The sequence below is a fragment of the Sphingomonas glacialis genome, from assembly GCF_006439055.1.
GTDB lineage: Bacteria > Pseudomonadota > Alphaproteobacteria > Sphingomonadales > Sphingomonadaceae > Sphingomonas > Sphingomonas glacialis_A.
The window spans coordinates 1331639-1348318 of the sequence record NZ_RCZC01000002.1 but is presented as its reverse complement, the minus strand read 5'-3'; the positions used below and the strand labels follow the sequence as shown (position 1 = coordinate 1348318).

17 protein-coding genes and 1 tRNA gene are annotated in these 16680 nt (G+C 65.2%); 6 read left to right on the top strand and 12 right to left on the bottom strand.

Annotated elements, in window-relative coordinates; translation table 11 throughout:
* Positions 1–17: 17 nt before the first annotated feature.
* The 7 genes from spt to EAH76_RS10255 form a co-directional block, all read right to left on the bottom strand.
* Positions 18–1280 (bottom strand): serine palmitoyltransferase, encoded by a 1263-nt coding sequence (gene spt, locus EAH76_RS10285; protein WP_140850100.1) that lies wholly within the window; start codon positions 1278–1280, stop codon positions 18–20.
* Positions 1281–1284: 4 nt separating this feature from the next.
* On the bottom strand, positions 1285–1527 hold the full coding sequence (locus EAH76_RS10280) for an acyl carrier protein (RefSeq protein WP_140850099.1): 243 nt from the start codon (positions 1525–1527) through the stop codon (positions 1285–1287).
* Positions 1528–1588: 61 nt separating this feature from the next.
* On the bottom strand, positions 1589–2506 hold the full coding sequence (locus tag EAH76_RS10275; RefSeq protein WP_140850098.1) for an NAD-dependent epimerase/dehydratase family protein: 918 nt from the start codon (positions 2504–2506) through the stop codon (positions 1589–1591).
* A 43-nt stretch (positions 2507–2549) separates the two neighbouring features.
* Positions 2550–3668 carry a glutamate 5-kinase gene (gene proB / locus EAH76_RS10270; protein WP_140850097.1) on the bottom strand — a complete coding sequence of 373 codons (1119 nt, stop codon included), beginning with the start codon at positions 3666–3668 and terminating at the stop codon, positions 2550–2552.
* A gap of 42 nt (positions 3669–3710) precedes the next feature.
* Entirely contained in the window at positions 3711–4271 is a 561-nt protein-coding gene (locus EAH76_RS10265) for a Uma2 family endonuclease (RefSeq protein WP_140850096.1), read from the bottom strand.
* A gap of 44 nt (positions 4272–4315) precedes the next feature.
* Positions 4316–5356 carry a GTPase ObgE gene (gene obgE, locus EAH76_RS10260; protein WP_140850095.1) on the bottom strand — a complete coding sequence of 347 codons (1041 nt, stop codon included), beginning with the start codon at positions 5354–5356 and terminating at the stop codon, positions 4316–4318.
* 28 nt (positions 5357–5384) lie between these two features.
* Positions 5385–5981 (bottom strand): TetR/AcrR family transcriptional regulator, encoded by a 597-nt coding sequence (locus EAH76_RS10255; RefSeq protein ID WP_140850094.1) that lies wholly within the window; start codon positions 5979–5981, stop codon positions 5385–5387.
* A gap of 54 nt (positions 5982–6035) precedes the next feature.
* Between EAH76_RS10255 and EAH76_RS10250 the strand changes: the two genes are divergently transcribed.
* Positions 6036–6896, top strand: a complete 861-nt coding sequence (locus EAH76_RS10250) for a metal-dependent hydrolase (protein WP_194150967.1) — start codon at positions 6036–6038, stop codon at positions 6894–6896.
* Between the two features lie 104 nt (positions 6897–7000).
* Here the strand turns inward: EAH76_RS10250 and EAH76_RS10245 are convergent, their stop codons facing one another.
* From EAH76_RS10245 to rplU, 3 genes are all read right to left on the bottom strand, one after another.
* The gene (locus EAH76_RS10245; RefSeq protein ID WP_140850093.1) at positions 7001–7546 is read right to left on the bottom strand and encodes a GNAT family N-acetyltransferase; all 546 of its coding nucleotides are present in this window, start codon (positions 7544–7546) and stop codon (positions 7001–7003) included.
* A 170-nt stretch (positions 7547–7716) separates the two neighbouring features.
* Entirely contained in the window at positions 7717–7989 is a 273-nt protein-coding gene (rpmA, locus tag EAH76_RS10240) for a 50S ribosomal protein L27 (RefSeq protein WP_140850092.1), read from the bottom strand.
* Positions 7990–8002: 13 nt separating this feature from the next.
* Positions 8003–8365 carry a 50S ribosomal protein L21 gene (gene rplU, locus EAH76_RS10235; protein ID WP_140850091.1) on the bottom strand — a complete coding sequence of 121 codons (363 nt, stop codon included), beginning with the start codon at positions 8363–8365 and terminating at the stop codon, positions 8003–8005.
* 484 nt (positions 8366–8849) lie between these two features.
* Here rplU and EAH76_RS10230 point away from each other — a divergent pair, with 484 nt between their 5' ends.
* On the top strand, positions 8850–11612 hold the full coding sequence (locus tag EAH76_RS10230; RefSeq protein ID WP_140850090.1) for a TonB-dependent receptor plug domain-containing protein: 2763 nt from the start codon (positions 8850–8852) through the stop codon (positions 11610–11612).
* Between the two features lie 122 nt (positions 11613–11734).
* On the opposite strand, the gene hspQ is transcribed toward EAH76_RS10230, so the two are convergent.
* Entirely contained in the window at positions 11735–12115 is a 381-nt protein-coding gene (hspQ, locus tag EAH76_RS10225) for a heat shock protein HspQ (protein WP_133189921.1), read from the bottom strand.
* Positions 12116–12262: 147 nt separating this feature from the next.
* Here hspQ and EAH76_RS10220 point away from each other — a divergent pair.
* The 4 genes from EAH76_RS10220 to EAH76_RS10205 all read left to right on the top strand — a co-directional run bounded on the left by EAH76_RS10220 (position 12263) and on the right by EAH76_RS10205 (position 14410).
* Positions 12263–12352, top strand: a tRNA-Ser gene (locus EAH76_RS10220).
* Between the two features lie 36 nt (positions 12353–12388).
* Complete coding sequence (locus tag EAH76_RS10215) at positions 12389–12721, top strand: DUF6481 family protein (RefSeq protein ID WP_140850089.1); 333 nt, start codon at positions 12389–12391, stop codon at positions 12719–12721.
* A 145-nt stretch (positions 12722–12866) separates the two neighbouring features.
* Positions 12867–13973 (top strand): PAS domain-containing protein, encoded by a 1107-nt coding sequence (locus tag EAH76_RS10210; RefSeq protein WP_140850088.1) that lies wholly within the window; start codon positions 12867–12869, stop codon positions 13971–13973.
* Positions 13970–14410: a response regulator gene (locus EAH76_RS10205; RefSeq protein WP_140850087.1), complete on the top strand. Its 441-nt coding sequence runs from the start codon at positions 13970–13972 to the stop codon at positions 14408–14410. The genes EAH76_RS10210 and EAH76_RS10205 overlap by 4 nt, the downstream gene beginning before the upstream one ends.
* A 117-nt stretch (positions 14411–14527) precedes the next feature.
* Here the strand turns inward: EAH76_RS10205 and EAH76_RS10200 are convergent, their stop codons facing one another.
* Entirely contained in the window at positions 14528–16579 is a 2052-nt protein-coding gene (locus EAH76_RS10200; protein ID WP_431357980.1) for an NAD(+) synthase, read from the bottom strand.
* Between the last annotated feature and the right edge of the window lie 101 nt (positions 16580–16680).

Genomic DNA, 16680 nt, shown 5'->3' with positions numbered 1-16680 from the left:
TAGGCTCGGGCGGCGGTTCAGCCGATCACACCCAGGCTTCGGCCCGCTGCCTCGAACATCTTGAGCACGGTGGCGATTTGTGCGGGCGTATGCTCGGCGCAGAGCGAGCAGCGCAGCAGGAAGGTGCCTGCGGGCGTCGCTGGCGGGCGTGCCATGTTGACGTAGAGTCCGCCGTCGAGCAGCGCCTGCCACATCGCGACCGCGCGTTCCTGATCGTCGAGGATGATCGCGATGATCGCGCTGTCGGGATTCTCGGTGCCGAGCTGGAAGCCGAGCGCCTTGAGCCCACCGTGCAGCGAGCGGGCATTGTCCCACAGTTGCGCGCGCTTCTTGTGTGCGTGCTTGAGCTTGCGGATCGACGTGGCTGCGGTCGCGACGACCGACGGCGGCAGCGAGGCGGTGAAGATGTAGGGGCGGCAGGCGAGGCGGATCGCCTCGAACTTCGGGTGGTTCGACACGCAGAAGCCGCCGACAGTGCCGACCGACTTGGAGAAGGTGCCGATGATGAAGTCGACATCGGCTTCGCAGCCCTGGTCCTCATACACGCCGCGGCCGTTGGGGCCATAGAACCCCATCGAATGCGCTTCGTCGCTGAGCACCATCGCGCCGTGCTTCTTGGCGACGGCGACCATCTCCTTGAGCGGCGCGATATCGCCGAGCATCGAATAGACGCCCTCGAGGATGACCAGCTTGCCCGCATCCTTGGGGAGTCGGCCGAGGCGCTTGTCGAGATCGGCGACGTCGTTGTGGCGGAAGCGGACGATCTCGGCATTGCCCTGCTTGCAGCCGTCATAGATCGACGCATGGCTATCGGCATCGAGGATGACATACTCGCCCTTGCCGGCGAGCGTCGAGATCATCCCGAGATTGGCCATATAGCCGGTCGAGAAGACGATCGCGCCCGACACGTCGTAGAAATCGCGCAGCGCGTCCTCGACCTCGATATGGTCGCGGAAGGTGCCGTTGAGCATCCGGCTGCCGTTGGTGCCCGAGCCGAACTGGTCGAGCGCATCCTTGCCCGCCTGGATCACGTCGGCGTCGAAGGTCATGCCCATGTAATTGTAGGTGCCGAGCAGGATCGTGTCCTTGCCGGCGATCACCGCCTCGGTCGGCGACTTGACCTGTTCCATCACGATCGCGAACGGATCGGTGACGCCGGTGTCGATCAGGGCCTGGCGCTCGGCGATGAGCGCGTCGAACTTCGACATCAGGTCGTGCTCGGGGGCGACCTCGACGGGGTCGGCGGGGAGCTTTTCGGTGACGAGGCCGGCATCGCTCATCGGATCAACCCTTCAGCTTGGCGACGGCGTCGACGAGCTGGCCGACGGTCTCGATCTCGGCCTGCATGTTCATCGTGATGATGATCTCGAATTCGTCCTCGATCGCGGCGACGAAATCCATCACGGTCAGGCTGTCCCATTCGAGGTCGCCCTGGAACGTCGTCGCATCGCTCAGCGTCACACCCTTTTTGTTGAAAGGTTCGATCTGTGCCGTGACGGTATCGTAAATGGCCTGGCGGTCGCTCATGGTCGGTCCTTGATCACTCTTGTCGTCGATGCCGCATAAATGCGGCAGCTTTGTAGCACGCCTATAGCAAGCCGTTCGCGCGATACCATGCTGCCGTCTCGGCAAAGCCTGTCGCGGTATCGACCTTGGGGCGCCACAAAGCGGGGTCGGGGCGTTTGGCGGGGTCGGCAACCCAATCGGGATGCGACAGATAGCCGACGCGGTCGGCGGTAAGTTTCGCACCCTTGCCGCGAAAGGCTCCATCGAGCTTCGCGCCGAGCGTTAGGATCGCCTTGGGCAGCGCGATCGGCAGCACGCGATGTTGGCCGGCGGCGACACCCATCGCGCGGACCATCTCGGCATGGCTCCATCCGCCCGGGCGGCCGTCATCGGGCTCGATGATCAGGCGCGGCGTCGCGTGGGTGGCCAGCACGATCAGCAGATCGGCCACATCGTCGGCAGCGATCACCGAGGCGCGGCCGCCTGGCGGCAATAGTGCAACGCCGCGCTTCGCCATGCGGAACAGGTCGCGCATCTCCATATCGCCTGGCCCGTAGATCGCGGGCGGGCGGACGACGACCCAGTCGAGCCCCGACGCGGCGAGGACGCGTTCCGATTCGGCTTTCGACCAGCCGTAGTTGGACAGCAAAGGTTCGCGTCCGGCGATCGACGAGACGTGGACGAAGCGGCGCACGCCCGCGCGAGTCGCGGCGTCGATCATCGCCTGGGTGCCGGCGATATTGCCCGCGGCAAAGCCGGCGCGATCGGGCGCGTTGACCACGCCCGCGATGTGGACGACCGCATCCGACCCCATAACGAGGCGATCGAGCGCATCGAGCGCATCGGGCGTGTCGAGCGCGCCCTCGATCCAGGTCACGCCAGCGCGCGGCGGTTGCGGGCGGCGGGTGAGGGCGCGGACGTCATGTCCCGCCGCGAGCGCAAGCGTGATCGCGTGCGATCCGACGAAGCCGGTGCCGCCGGTGATGGCCAGGACGCTCATGAAATCTGGTCTCCCTTGCCGATGCCGGCCGAGTCGCGATGGCTCACAGCAGCGCCATATGGTTGCGATGGATCAATGCGGCGCGCGGTGCATAGCCGAGGATCGCGGCATGCTCGGCACTGCGCTTGCCGGTGATGGCGGCGGCGTCGGCCATGTCATATTCGCTCAAGCCGCGCGCGAGGGTGCGCCCGTCGGGGCCGACCACCGCGACCAGATCGCCGCGCGCGAAGCCGCCCGACACCGTGGTCGCGCCTGCCGCGAGCAGGCTCTTGCCGCTGGTCAGTGCGGCGGCCGCGCCGGCATCGATCGCGATTTCGCCCTTGGCTGTCAGCCCGCCCGCGAGCCAGGCTTTCCGCGCAGGCGCGGCTTTCTCGGCGACGAACACCGTGCCGCGCCCGGTCGAATCGTAGGCGGCGAGGGGATGGTCGACATGCCCCGACACGATCGCGAGATGTGCGCCGGCCGCGGTCGCGATCCGCGCGGCGGCGATCTTCGAGACCATGCCGCCCGACCCCATGCCCGAGCCCGAGCCGCCATCGGCCATCGCCTCGATCCGCGCGTCGATCCGCTCGACGCGCGGGATCAGCGTTGCGTCCGGATTGGTGTTGGGGTTGGCGTCGTACAGCCCGTCGATGTCGGACAGCAGGATCACGCCCTGCGCGCCCGCGGCTTGCGCGACGCGCGCGGCGAGCCGGTCATTATCGCCGAAGCGGATCTCGGCGGTGGCGACGCTGTCATTCTCGTTGATCACCGGCACCACGCCGAGCGACAGCAGGCGTCCGAGCGTCGCCGAGGCGTTGAGATAGCGCCGGCGATCCTCGAGATCGTCGAGCGTGACGAGCATCTGCGCCGCGGTAAGCCCTTCGGCGCCGAGAAGCTCGGCCCAGACTTGCGATAGCGCGATCTGCCCGGTCGCGGCGGCGGCCTGCGCGTCTTCCAAGCTGGCGCGGCCGCCTTTGGGGAGCTTCAGGCGCCGCGCGCCGAGCGCGATCGCGCCTGAGGATACGACGGCGATCTCCTGTCCGGCACGCGCGCGTGCGGCGATATCGGCGACGAGGCTCGCCAGCCAGGCGCGCCGTACCGTGCCATCGGGCGCGACGAGCAGCGACGAGCCGACCTTGACGATCAGGCGCGGCACTGAGGTGGGGGAGAAAGCGGACATTGCGCTTGCGTTAGCGCGTGGCGGCGCGCGCGCCAATCACCGTTAGTCGCGCGCGAAAATCTCGGCATGGGGGATCGTCAGGTCGAGCGCCGGGATCGGAATGCCGCGTTCGCCCGAAAACATCTGATCGAACCAACCCGTGTCGGTCCGCTCAATCGTGCGACACATTTCGTTCGACGTATCGACGAAGGCGATCGTCCTGATGCTCGGTATCGCCTGATATTCCTCGAGCTTCGTGCCTTGATCGAACATCGCTGTGGTTGGCGAGAGGATTTCGATCACGACCGTGGGTTTATCGAGCAATTTGGCTTGCGTCAGCGCATCGCGCGGCGGCTGATCGCAATAGATGCTGATATCGGGGTAGCGAATATCGATCTCGCTGATCCGCATCGCCATGTCCGGGCCATACGGTCGGCAGCCCGACCCGCGCAGTCGGGTGCGAAGCCAAGTCGAGATATTCAGCTGCACCCAAGCGTGCGGCTCGGTGCCGCCCGCCATCATGTAGATGACGCCACGATGCAGTTCGAATCGCTTGTCGGTGCCGAAATCCATTTCGAGGAATTCGTCGGCCGTGATCGGGCGATAAACGGGATCGTGTCGCATCACACGAGACTATCATCTCGAGGGTACGGCACCAAGGATGATCCTCAAACCGGCGACCATTCCCCCGGCGTGTCATCGTCGCGCGCGGGTGCGCCTTCGGGCGGGCCGATTTCCTCGATCAGCCGCTCGACCACCGCCTCGATACCCGTGCCGCCTGCGCCCGACATCGGCAGGACATCCGCCTTGCTTGCGCGCTTCAATTTGGTGACGAGCTTCTTGACCTCGGCGGGCTCCAAAGCATCGATCTTGTTGAGGCCGATCACCTGCGGCTTATCCACAAGCCCACCGCCGTACGCGTCGAGTTCTCCACGCACGATCCGGTAGTTACCCACAGGGTCTTCCTCGGTCGCATCGACCAGGTGGAGCAGCACCTTGCAGCGCTCGATATGCCCGAGGAAGCGGTCGCCGATCCCCGCGCCGTCGGCCGCGCCCTCGATCAGGCCGGGAATGTCGGCGATGACGAATTCGCGATTGTGGCGGCGCACCACGCCCAATTGCGGGCGAACGGTGGTGAAGGGATAGGCGCCGACCTTGGCCTGCGCATTGGTCACCGCGTTGATGAAGGTCGATTTGCCCGCGTTCGGCAGCCCGACGAGACCCGCATCGGCGAGCAGCTTCAACCGCAGCCAGATCCACATCTCTTCATACGGCCAGCCGGTGCCGTGCTGACGCGGCGCGCGGTTGGTCGAGGTCTTGTAGGTCGCGTTGCCGCGGCCGCCGTCACCGCCGCGCAGGAACACGACGCGCTCGCCCGGCACGGTGAAGTCGGCGAGCACCTCTTCCTTGTCTTCGGAAAGCACTTGCGTGCCGACCGGCACGCGGATGAGGAGATCGTCGCCGCCGGCACCCGTGCGGTTCGAGCCCGACCCGCCATGGCCGCGCGGGGCGCGGAAATGCTGGGTGTAGCGGAAGTCGATCAGCGTGTTGAGACCGGGGACGGCCTCGAAAATGATGTCGCCGCCCTTACCGCCATTGCCGCCGTCGGGGCCGCCATATTCCATGAACTTTTCGCGGCGGAAGCTGACGGCGCCTTGGCCACCCGCGCCCGACCGGACGAAGATCTTTGCTTGGTCTAGAAAATGCATCGGCGGCCCATAGCCGAAGATGCGATTTTTAGCCAGTCGCTGCGAGCGCCGGCGCGCGCGCCGAGATCAGCTGTTCGAGTGCGAGCTCGCGCGCGGTCCCGAGCGGCAGGCCGAGCGCCTTCGCCATCGGTCCGCCGAGCAGCGAATCACCCAGTGCCATCAGCACCAATTGTAGCGTTTCCTCATGGATCGGCTTGCCGCCGACCATGTCGGGATCGGCGGCTAGATCGTCGACCAGGCGGTGGATCGCCTCGAGGATCGGGTCGAGCGCATCCTCGTTGCCGGTCAGGATCATCCAGCTCGCCATCGCGCCCGCGCCTTGCGCAAAGGCGTCGAAGGTCATGTCGACGACGACGCGCGGATCCTGCTCGCCGGCGCGGGCACGCCGGGCTGCCGCACCGATCTGCGCGGTGATCGTGTCGGCGAGGTGGGTGATCAGCGCCTTCTGCAGATCCGCCGCCGAGCCGAAATGGTGGAGCAGATTCGCGTGCGTCCGGCCGATTCGCGCAGCGACGGCCTTGAGCGTTACGGCTTGCGGACCTTGTTCGACGAGCAAGGCACGGGCGGCTTCGATCGCGGCCTCGCGCGATTCTTCGGGGCTGAGACGTTTGCGGACTATTGACACTGGTGTAAGTAACGCTTAATTCGAGGCCTGTTGTCCTGCTGTTTGGAGGTTTTCGTGGCGAAAGCAACCAGTCCCGCCGATCTGACCATCACCCCGCGCGACCTGCGCTTCGGTCGCGGCGTCCAGATGCGCCGCTGGTGGCTCAACGACGATCCGTTCGCGACCGCGTTCTACAACGCGCTGTCGGTGACCTTTCCGAAGGGCGAGGGGTTCTTCGTCGACAGCGTCCGCAATTTCCGCGAGGGCACGCCGCCGCGGCTCCACGCCGAGATTCAGGCCTTTATCAAGCAGGAAGTGATCCACACCCGCGAGCATGTCGCGTTCAACCGCCATGTCACCGACCAGGGCTATGACACCAAGCTGCTCGAACAGCATATCGACCAGGCGCTCGCGCTGACCAAGGGCCGCCCGCCGATCGCGAGTCTCGCCGCGACGATGGCGCTCGAACATTTTACCGCGATGCTGGCGCACGAACTGATCGCCGATCCGCGCCACCTTGCTGGCGGCGACGAGCAGGCCGCGGCCTTGTGGCGCTGGCATGCCGCCGAAGAGATCGAGCATAAGGGCGTCGCCTACGACACTTGGCTGCACGCGACGCGCGAGTGGAGCCGTGGCAAGCGCTGGAAGATCAAGGCGCTGGTGATGATTGGCACGACGCAGAAGTTCTTTGCCGGGCGTTACAAGGGGATGCTCGAGCTGCTGCGGCAGGACGGGATCACCGGCTGGCGCGCGCATCGCGGGATCGTGTGGTACGCGCTAGGCAAGCCGGGCATGGCGCGCAAGATCCTCGGCGCCTGGCTGGCGTTCTTCCTGCCGGGCTTCCATCCGTGGAATCACGATGATCGCAAGCTCATCGCGCTCGCTGAGAGCGATTACGCCGCTGCGGTACTGCCGCGCCTGGCGGTCGCGGCCTGAGTCCACGCTCCGTCCTGCCGGGCGTGTCCCGGCATCCACCGTGCCGCAACTGGCGGGTTCGGGCGACAGTGGACCCCGGCACGAGGCCGGGGTGACGGGTAGGTTCAGGCCGCCAAGCTAAAAACCGGCGTTCGTGCCGCGATTGCGAGGTCGAGCTCCAGCGTGGCGCAGGGCACGGCGTGGCCGCGCGCAACGCTATGGCGCATTTCCTCGCCGGTTCGCTCGAAGCCGAGCTTGGCCAGCACCTTGCCCGATGCGGGATTGTCGAGGAAATAGCCCGACTGCAGCCGCTTCAGCCCCAGCGCGTGGCGGGCCATGCCCAGCATCGCCTCGCCCGCCTCGGTCGCATAGCCGCGACCCCAGGCGTCGGGCGTCAGCCAATAGCCGAGCTCGTGCCCGTCAAAGCGCGCCTCGATCGACATCGCCCCGATCACCGTCGGGTAGGCGTCGTCATGGCTCAGGATCAGGCAGGTCGCGTCGGTGGAAGTGCGGGGGAAGGCGAGCCACTCCGCGGCGTCGGCCTCGGTATAGGGCCAGGGCAGCCGTGCCAGCTTCATCGCCACGCTCTCATGCGCGATCGCCCGCGTCAGCGCAGGCGCGTCCTCCGGCCAAGGCGGCCGCAGCGTCAGTCTCGGGGTCCGAGCGAACATCTATACTCTCCTCGTCTCCGCCCTTTGCCCGTCTTGCGTGACGAACAGAGGACAATGGGTGGGGGAGGGAGCATGAAAAAAGGGAGCCGGGGCGACCCGTCTCCCTTGTTTCGGTTCTCTGCTAGAGAACCCGGATCGCCCTGGTGGGCAACCCGTCCGGTTACCCGATGTTATTCAGCAGCAATCGCTACCGGCATTTCTACCGAGCAGAATTTGCGACCGAGCTTGCCCTGGTGGAAGGTCACGCGACCTTCGGTCAGCGCGAACAGGGTGTGGTCCTTGCCGATGCCGACATTGACGCCCGGATAGAATTTGGTGCCGCGCTGACGCACGAGGATGTTGCCCGGAATGACGGCTTCGCCACCGAACTTCTTGACGCCAAGGCGACGGCCGGCCGAATCGCGACCGTTGCGCGAAGAGCCGCCTGCTTTCTTATGTGCCATCTGGGATTACTCCTTACGCCTGAGCGGCCGACGCTTCGGGCGCCGCTGCTTCGGTGGACTTCTTGTCAGCTGCCTTATGGTCGCCGATCGCGGTGATGCGCAGGATCGTGTGACGCTGGCGATGACCGTTCTTGCGACGATAGTTGTGGCGACGACGCTTCTTGAAGACGATGACCTTGTCGGCCTTCGCCTGCGCGATGATCTCGGCGGTGACCGTCAGGCCCTCGAGCGATGCCATCTCCGAGCCTTCGCCCGCCAGCAAAATGTCTGCGAGCGTAATCGACGCCCCAGCTTCACCGTCGAGCTTCTCGACGACGATCTTGTCTCCGGCGGCAACGCGATACTGCTTGCCGCCTGTGCGCACGATTGCGAACATGGCCCTCATCACTTTCAAAAATACCTGTGCCCCACGCTCGGCACGCCGGGCGCGGGAAAGAAGCGCCAGCTATGCGAGACGGCGCGCGCTGTCAACTGTCGAGGTGCGGAGGGTCAGCTGCAAAAGCGTTGCCCAAACGCAATAGTGGGGCCGAAATCGGCCTAATTGCTGTCCGTTTGTGTCCGTACGTGAACTTTATATTGCATCGTGAAACGACCTGTGGCGCAATCCGATTCGGAACAGATGCGGCGATGATGACTCCGGCGACTTGACTGTGCCGAGTTGTGGTCAGCAACACGACGTTTCCAGAGCGCACGATGCGGCACAGATGTGGTTGTGCTCGCCTAAGATGAACGTGTCAGATGTTTGGAAGTAATATTGCAATGCCGAGCTTTGCGGCAGGGGGAACTGTGTCCGCCGCCATGCGACAGCACATGCGACGGGATCGATACACCGAAACATACCGAACCTTGGGGGATTAGCCGTGATTTTGAGACAGTCCATTTCCACGCTTGCGCTGATTGCCGGCCTTGCCGCTTCGCCTGCGATTGCCGCACCCGCGGCGCCTGCAGCACCCGCACCAGTCCCACCGGCCGCCGCCGAGCCGCAGGACGCGCCAAGCGATATCGTCGTAATCGGCACGCGCCGGACCGATCGATCAATCACCGATTCGGCATCCCCGATCGATGTGATCAGCTCAGCCGAGTTGGCCTCGCAGCCCGCCGTGAACATGCTCGACGCCGTCAGGAACCTTGTTCCGTCCTTCTTCGTCCCGCAGAACACCATCTCTGACGCATCGACCTTCGTGCGCGCGCCGTCGCTGCGCGGCCTGGGTGCGGACCAGATCCTGGTCATGATCAACGGCAAGCGGTACAATCGTTCGGCGCTCGTCAACGTCTACACCGGTGCCGACACGGCGCTGTCGTTCGGGTCGCAGGGCTCCGACATCGGCAACATCCCCGCGATCGCGATTGGCAACCTGCAGGTGCTGCGTGACGGCGCCACCGCGCAATATGGCGCCGACGCTTTGGCGGGCGTGCTCAACTATTCGATCCGCAAGGACGTAGGCTTCGAGGCGCAGGCCCTTTACGGACAGACCTATCGCGGCGACGGCGAAAGCAAGATCTTTTCGGGATATGGCGGGCTGAAGATCGGCGACCGCGGCTTCGTCAGCCTTGCGGGTGAATATTACGACCAGGGGCAGACCAGCCGCGGCGTGACGCGTGCCAGCGCGATCACGATCCAGGCGAACAACCCCTCAGTCGCTGTGCCGAACCCGGCGCAGATCTGGGGAACGTCGCCAGGCCATGGCTACAAGCTGTTTGCCAATGCGGCGCTCGACGTGGGCGCGCAGAGCCAGATCTATTTCACCGGAAACCTGGCACACAGCGAGACGGACCAGAGCTTCAACTATCGTCCCTCGCAAACCAATGGCGGGTTCGTCCGTAACAACGGGACCACCAACGAAACGGTGTCATTGAGCCGCAACGGAGCATTCAACCCGATCTTCACGACGGCCTGCCCCGCGGGCAATGCGAGCTGCCCGACGGGTGGTTTTGTCAATTCGGCGTCGACGCTGTTCCCGCTGAACAACGGCGCGACGTTCAGCTTCGCGAGCATCTATCCGGGTGGCTTCACGCCGCGCTTCATCGGGAAAGTCGATCAGATCTACGGAACGCTTGGCTTCAAGGGCAAGGCCGACAGCGGCTTTACCTACGACCTGTCGGGGACGTTGAGCCGCAACTCGCTCGACTTGTCGATGACCAACTCGCTGTCGGCGTCGTACGGCCCGCAGAGCCAGACCAGCTTCCAGTTCGGCAAGCTGATCCAAAGCGAAATCACGCTGAACGCCGATTTCACCTATCCGCTCGAAGTCGGCTTCGACAGCCCGATCGTGCTGTCGGCAGGTTCGGAGTATCGCCGCGAGCGGTATGAGAAGACGACCGGTGACCTGCAATCCTATGGGGCAGGGCCCTACGCCTCGCAGCCGCTCTACGACCAGATCGCGCCCGGCGTATACCAGCGCGCGGTCGTTCGCGACGCGACGGGCGCGCCGGTCCTGCTCAACGGCGCCGTCCAGCCTGTCACCGCCACCCAGTCGCCGGCCGCGAGCGGCTATGGCGGCACCAGCCCGAACTTTGCGGGCGTGTCGACCCAGAAAAGCTACGCCTTCTACGTCGGTGCCGAAACCGACATCACCAAGGCGCTGACGGTCGGCTTTGCGGGCCGGTACGAGAACTACAACACCTTCGGCGGCGTCGTCGTCGGAAAGGCGAACGCGCTGTTCCGCGTGACCGACGCGGTCTCGCTGCGCGCAACGGTCGGCAACGGCTTCCACGCGCCTTCGCCAGGCCAGAACAACACGCAGGTGGTGACGACGAACTTCCTCGGCGGCAATCAGGTGCAGACCGGCACCTATCCAACGTCGAGCGCGATCGCGCAATTCTATGGCGCGGGGCTGCTCAAGCCCGAGCGGTCGACCAATTATGGTGCGGGTATCGTGCTGAAACCGACCAGCGCGCTATCGCTGACGGTCGACGGCTACATCATCGAGATCAGGAACCGCATCGGCATTTCGCAGAACTTCACGGTGACCCCGGCAAACATCACGGCGCTGCCGGCGCTGGCGTCGGTGGGTCTCGGCGGCGTGGTGAACTATTTCACCAACGGCTTCGACGTCTCGTCAAAGGGTATCGAGGCGGTGGCGAACTATCGCACCAAGCTGCTGGGCGGGCCGATCAACTTCACGCTGGCCTATAGCTACAACAATTTGAAGGCGAAGAACATCAAGCTGACGACCACCGGACAGCCGCTGGTCAGCCTGCAGCAGCAGTACAATATCGCCAACCTCGCCCCGCGACACCGCATTACCGCGTCGGCGGGGTGGCAGATCGACGACTTCTCGATCAATGCCCGCGCCAATTATTTCGGCGAATGGTCGAACGCGCTCGAGTACAACCTCGTCGCACCGGCCGCCGGCGCAACAACGGCACCGGCGTCGCAGATCTTCGGGGGGAAGGCTTTGTTCGACCTCGACGTCAGCTACACTTTTGCCGAGCATTTCACGCTGACCTTGGGCGCGAACAACCTGTTCAACACCTACCCCGACAAGATCCAGGCATCGGCGGTCAACCCGATCTATGCGCTTTCGGGCGGGCTGAACGACGGGCAGGTCTACCCGCGCTCGGGCGGACCGTTCGGCATGAACGGCGGGTTCTACTACGCCCGCATCCGCGTCAAATACTGAGGATCGCATAGTCCGGGGCTAGCAATGCTCCCGGACGCTTGTGCTCCGATACGACGAACGAAAAGGGGCGGCGGATCGCACGATCCACCGCCCCTTTTTTTCAGGTCACACGCAGGCGCGAATCAGTGGCGGTGTTCGCGCCGTAGCGGGTATTTGCCGTCCTCATATTCGCCAAACAGCCCTGAGATCGCGGGATGATCGACCGGCTCGTCGAGATCGTCGGGGACCAGATTCTGCTGGCTGACATAGGCGACGTAGCTCGACTCCATATTCTCGGCGAGCAGATGGTAGAAGGGCTGGTCCTTGCGCGGCCGGATGTTCTCGGGAATCGCGTCATACCATTCGTCGCTGTTGGCGAAGACCGGATCGACATCGAACACCACGCCGCGGAAATCGAACATGCGGTGACGCACGACGTCGCCGATGGCGAAGCGCGCATGGCTGATCGGCGCGAGCGGAATCTCGGCAGAGAAGGGCGGGGAGGTAATCGGGGTGCGGTGCATGGGTATAACTTAGGCCCTGTTCCGCGCTGCACAAGAGAATGCTGCGGCAAACGCTTGCGCAACCCAACCGACTGCGTTAGTGGCCCCCGCTCACCGACCGGTGCCGCTTCGTGGGTCTCCCTCACAGACGGCATCATATGACCTCGCGGAGAGGTGGCAGAGTGGTCGAATGTACCGCACTCGAAATGCGGCGTGCCCTCACGGGTACCGTGGGTTCGAATCCCACCCTCTCCGCCATTTCCTTATCTGCAAGACAAGGCTAAAGCCCGCCACATGGCATCCTACAAAGAACCTTCCTTCAAAGACCGCGCCGCCCTCTCGGCCGACGCCAAGCAGCGCGCCCTCGAGAAGTTGAAGGCCAAGCCGCCGGTCGATCCCGCCGTCGTCGCCGCCCGCGCCGCCGCGCGCGAAGCGAAGGAAGCCGCCGAAGCCAAGAAGCGCGAAGAGAAGAAGGCCGCGCTCGAACAGGCTCGGCTCGACAAGCTCGCCAAGGCCGCCGCCGCCGAACAGGCGATCAAGGATGCCGAGCAGGCCGCGATCCAGGCCGAGATCGACAAGAAGGCGGCGCGCGATGCGCGTTACGCTGCGCGCAAGAGCCGCAAGTAAGAGCGGCTTGAAAGCGACGCGCCCGGCCCCCGATTGGGTGCATGCGGGCGCGGAGGCCGCTGTGCGTGCCGCCATCAGGAACGCTTTTTCTTAACTGACGTTACATTCCGGCGCGAAGCCATCCGGGCCTACGCCGGAGGCAGCTTTGAAACAACGCGACGACTGGCACCTTACCGACGCGCTCGAGTACGACCATGGCAGGGGCGATCCGTTCGCCGCCGCGGTCCGCGCCACGCGAATGCCGATGGTCATCACCGACCCGGCGCAGCCCGACAATCCGATCGTCTTCTGCAACGTCGCGTTTCAGCGGCTGACGGGCTATGCCCGCGAGGAGATCGTCGGCCGCAACTGTCGCTTCCTCCAAGGCCCCGATACCGACCCCGCCAAGATCACGGCGATCCGCCACGCGATCAAGGCCGGGCACGCGATCGACGTCGATCTGCTCAACTATCGCAAGGACGGCACGACTTTCTGGAACGCGCTCTATCTGTCCCCGGTGCGCGACGCCGACGGAATCGTGCGGTTCTTTTTCGCCTCGCAGTTCGATGTGACCGATCGGGTCGAGGCGCAAACCATCATCAACGACCAGAAGCTGCTGGTCGAACGCGAGGTCGAACGCCGCACCGCCGATCTGCGCGCGGCGCTTGAGGCCAAGACCATATTGCTCCACGAAGTCGACCACCGCGTCAAAAACAACCTGACGATGATCGGCTCGCTGCTGCGCTTACAGGTCCGGACGATCGATGATCCGTCGGTCGCGGCCAAGCTCGAATCGATGCTCGAGCGCGTCGATGCGCTCGCGGTGGTGCATCGCCAGCTGTATCAATCATCCGATATCGCGCGGTTCGACATCGGCGGTTTCGCCGAGAGCCTTGTGTCCGATGTCGTCGGCTCGAGCGGACGGAGCGACATCGTCCTCGACATCAAGCCGCAGCCGCTGTTTATCGATGCCGAGAACGCATCGGCGCTAGGGCTGATCCTCAACGAGATCCTCACGAACGCCGTCAAGCACGCCTTCGCCGACGGGCGGTCGGGGACGCTTAGTCTGAAGGTCGAACGCGAGGACGACCAGGGCATCATCAGGATCTGCGACGACGGCCCGGGTATGCCGTCGGCACAGCGGAGCAAGAGCATCGGAACTGCGCTCATCACGCGGCTCGCGCGTCAGGCGCGCGCCGAGGCGACGTGGAACGACAACCGGCCGGGCACCTGCGTGACGATCGCCTTTCCCCGCAGCGAGGCACCGTCATGAGCGACATCATGGAAGTCCTGGTCGTCGAGGACGAGATGCTCCTCGCGATGGATATCGAGGCGATGATCGAGGATAGCGGGCATCACGTGCTGGCCGGCGCGGCGAGCCTGCAGGATGTCGAGGCGCTGCCCGATTCGCTCAATCCGCAGCTCGCCTTCGTCGACATCCACCTCGCGCAGAATTCGAACGGGCTCGATGTCTGCTCCTATATCCGTAGCCACTGGCCCGACGCGCTGATCATTTTCGTCACCGCCAACGTGGCGAAAATTCCGGCCGATTTTTCGGGTGCGCATGGCGTCATTGCGAAGCCGTTTTCGCATGCCGGCGTAGTCAACGCGATCAAATATCTGGCTGCGGGGGTGTTCGATCCGCCGCCCAGCATCCCGCGCCCCCCTAGCCTTCTCGCCTCGCCGCATCTCAAGGCGCGCTGGGAATAAGGCGCGGTCTTTCCGATAAAGCGGGCGGGGTTGGTGATGTTGGTGGCGTGACGACTTTTTACGCTGCTTGCGCCGGCATTGCGTCGCAGGGCCAGCGTCGGGGCGGGTGGGCCGGCTTTACGGCAACCCGCGCGCCAGTTCCTCGAGCCAAACCCGCGCCGTGCCATCCGACGGCGCGCGCCAGTCGCCGCGCGGGCTGAGCGCGCCGCCCGACGAGACCTTGGGGCCGTTGGGGATCGCCGAGCGCTTGAACTGGCTCGTCGCGAAGAAGCGGTGGAGGAATTTCTCGAGCCAGCCGGCGATCGTCGGGAGGTCATAGGCGACTCGGCCCGCCGCCGGGAAATCGCGCGGCCAGCGCCCCGCGCTCGCATCGCGCCAGGCGTGGAGGGCGAGGAACGCGATCTTCGACGGCGCCATGCCGTGGCGCACGACGTGGTGCAGGAAGAAATCGTTGAGCGCATACGGCCCGATTCGCGCCTCGGTGCTCTGGATCGCGCCGTCGGCGCCGGCGGGGACCAGTTCGGGCGAAATCTCGGTGGCGAGGATCGCCGCGAGGATCGCGTCGGTCGCGCCGTCATACTGTTTCGTGCGGATGCACCAGCGGATCAGGAACTGGATCAGCGTCTTGGGCACGCCGGCATTGACCGCATAATGGCTCATCTGGTCGCCGACGCCGTAGGTGCACCAGCCGAGCGCCAACTCTGACAGGTCGCCGGTGCCGACCACCAGCCCGCCGCGCTGGTTGGCGAGGCGGAACAAATAATCGGTGCGCAGGCCCGCTTGGACGTTCTCGAAGGTCACGTCGTAGGTCGGTTCGCCATCCGCGAACGGGTGGCCCATGTCGCTGAGCATCTGCCGCGCTGCGGGGCGGATGTCGATCTCGGCGCCGCTCACGCCCAGCGCGCGCATCAGCGCCCAGGCGTTTTCCTTGGTGCCGTCGCTGGTGGCGAAGCCCGGCATGGTGAAACCGAGGATATGGTCGCGCGGGCGCCCGAGTCGGTCCATCGCCTTGGCGGCGACGATCAGCGCGTGGGTCGAATCGAGCCCGCCCGACACGCCGATGACGAGCCGCTCGGCATGCGCTGCCTCGAAGCGTTTGAGGATGCCCTCGACCTGGATGTTGAACGCCTCGTAGCAATCCTCGTCGAGCTTCTCGGGCGTGTTGGGCACGAACGGGAAACGGCGCTGCTCGCGCAGCAGGCCGATATCGGCGAAATCGGGCTGGTGCGTGAAGCCGATGCGGCGGAAGCGCGTCTCGGGGTCGCCGGCGAGCCGTGCGGAATCGTTGAAGGTGCCGACGCGCATCCGCTCCTGGGCGATTCGCCCGACATCGACATCGGCGAGGACGAGTTCCGACTCGCGCCCGAAGCGTGTCGATTCGGCGAGCAGATCGCCGAGTTCGTGGACCATGCCCTGGCCGTCCCAAGCGAGGTCGGTCGTGCTCTCGCCCGAACCGGCGGCGGAGAAGACATAGGCGCACACCGCGCGCGCGGATTGCGAGGCGCACAGCATCGCGCGTTCGCGGGCCTTGCCGACGACGATGTTCGATGCCGACAGGTTGCAGCAGATCAACGCGCCCGCCAGCGCGCCCATCGTCGAGGGCGGGGTGGGGGCCCAATAATCCTCGCAAATCTCGGCATGGAGCACGAAATCGGCGAGGTCGTCGGCGGCGAAGAGCAGGTCGGTGCCGAACGGTACGGTTTGCCCGGCGAGCGTGATGTCGCTGATCGGCAAGCCGGCGCCGCTCGCGAACCAGCGCTTCTCATAATATTCGCGGTAATTCGGCAGGAAGGTCTTGGGCACCACGCCCAGGATCCGCCCGCGCGCCATAACCACCGCGCAATTGTAGAGCCTGCCGTTTCGCACCAGCGCCGCGCCGAGCACGAGCACGGGGCGCAGCTTGGCGGTCGCCTCCGCGACCGTGGCGATCGCGGCTTCGGTCGCGCGCTGCTGCGCGGTCTGTAGGTGCAGATCGTCGATGGCGTAAGAGGTGAGGTTGAGCTCCGGGAAGACGAGCAGGTCGGCGCCCTTGGTGTGGCCGTCCTTGGCGAGCGCGATCGTCGCCGCGGCGTTAGCGGCGCAATCGCCGACGGTCGCCCGCGGGGTCGCTGCGCCGACGCGGATCAGCCCGTGGCTGTGGATCGAATGGAACGGGTGCGCCTTCGCCATGGGCATAGCGCTTAACGGGCTTTGCTTTTGAAAGCGACAGCCTGCACGGTCGGTTGGCCATCACCAGGAGGTTCGACAATGAAGATCCGCGTCCGCGCGCG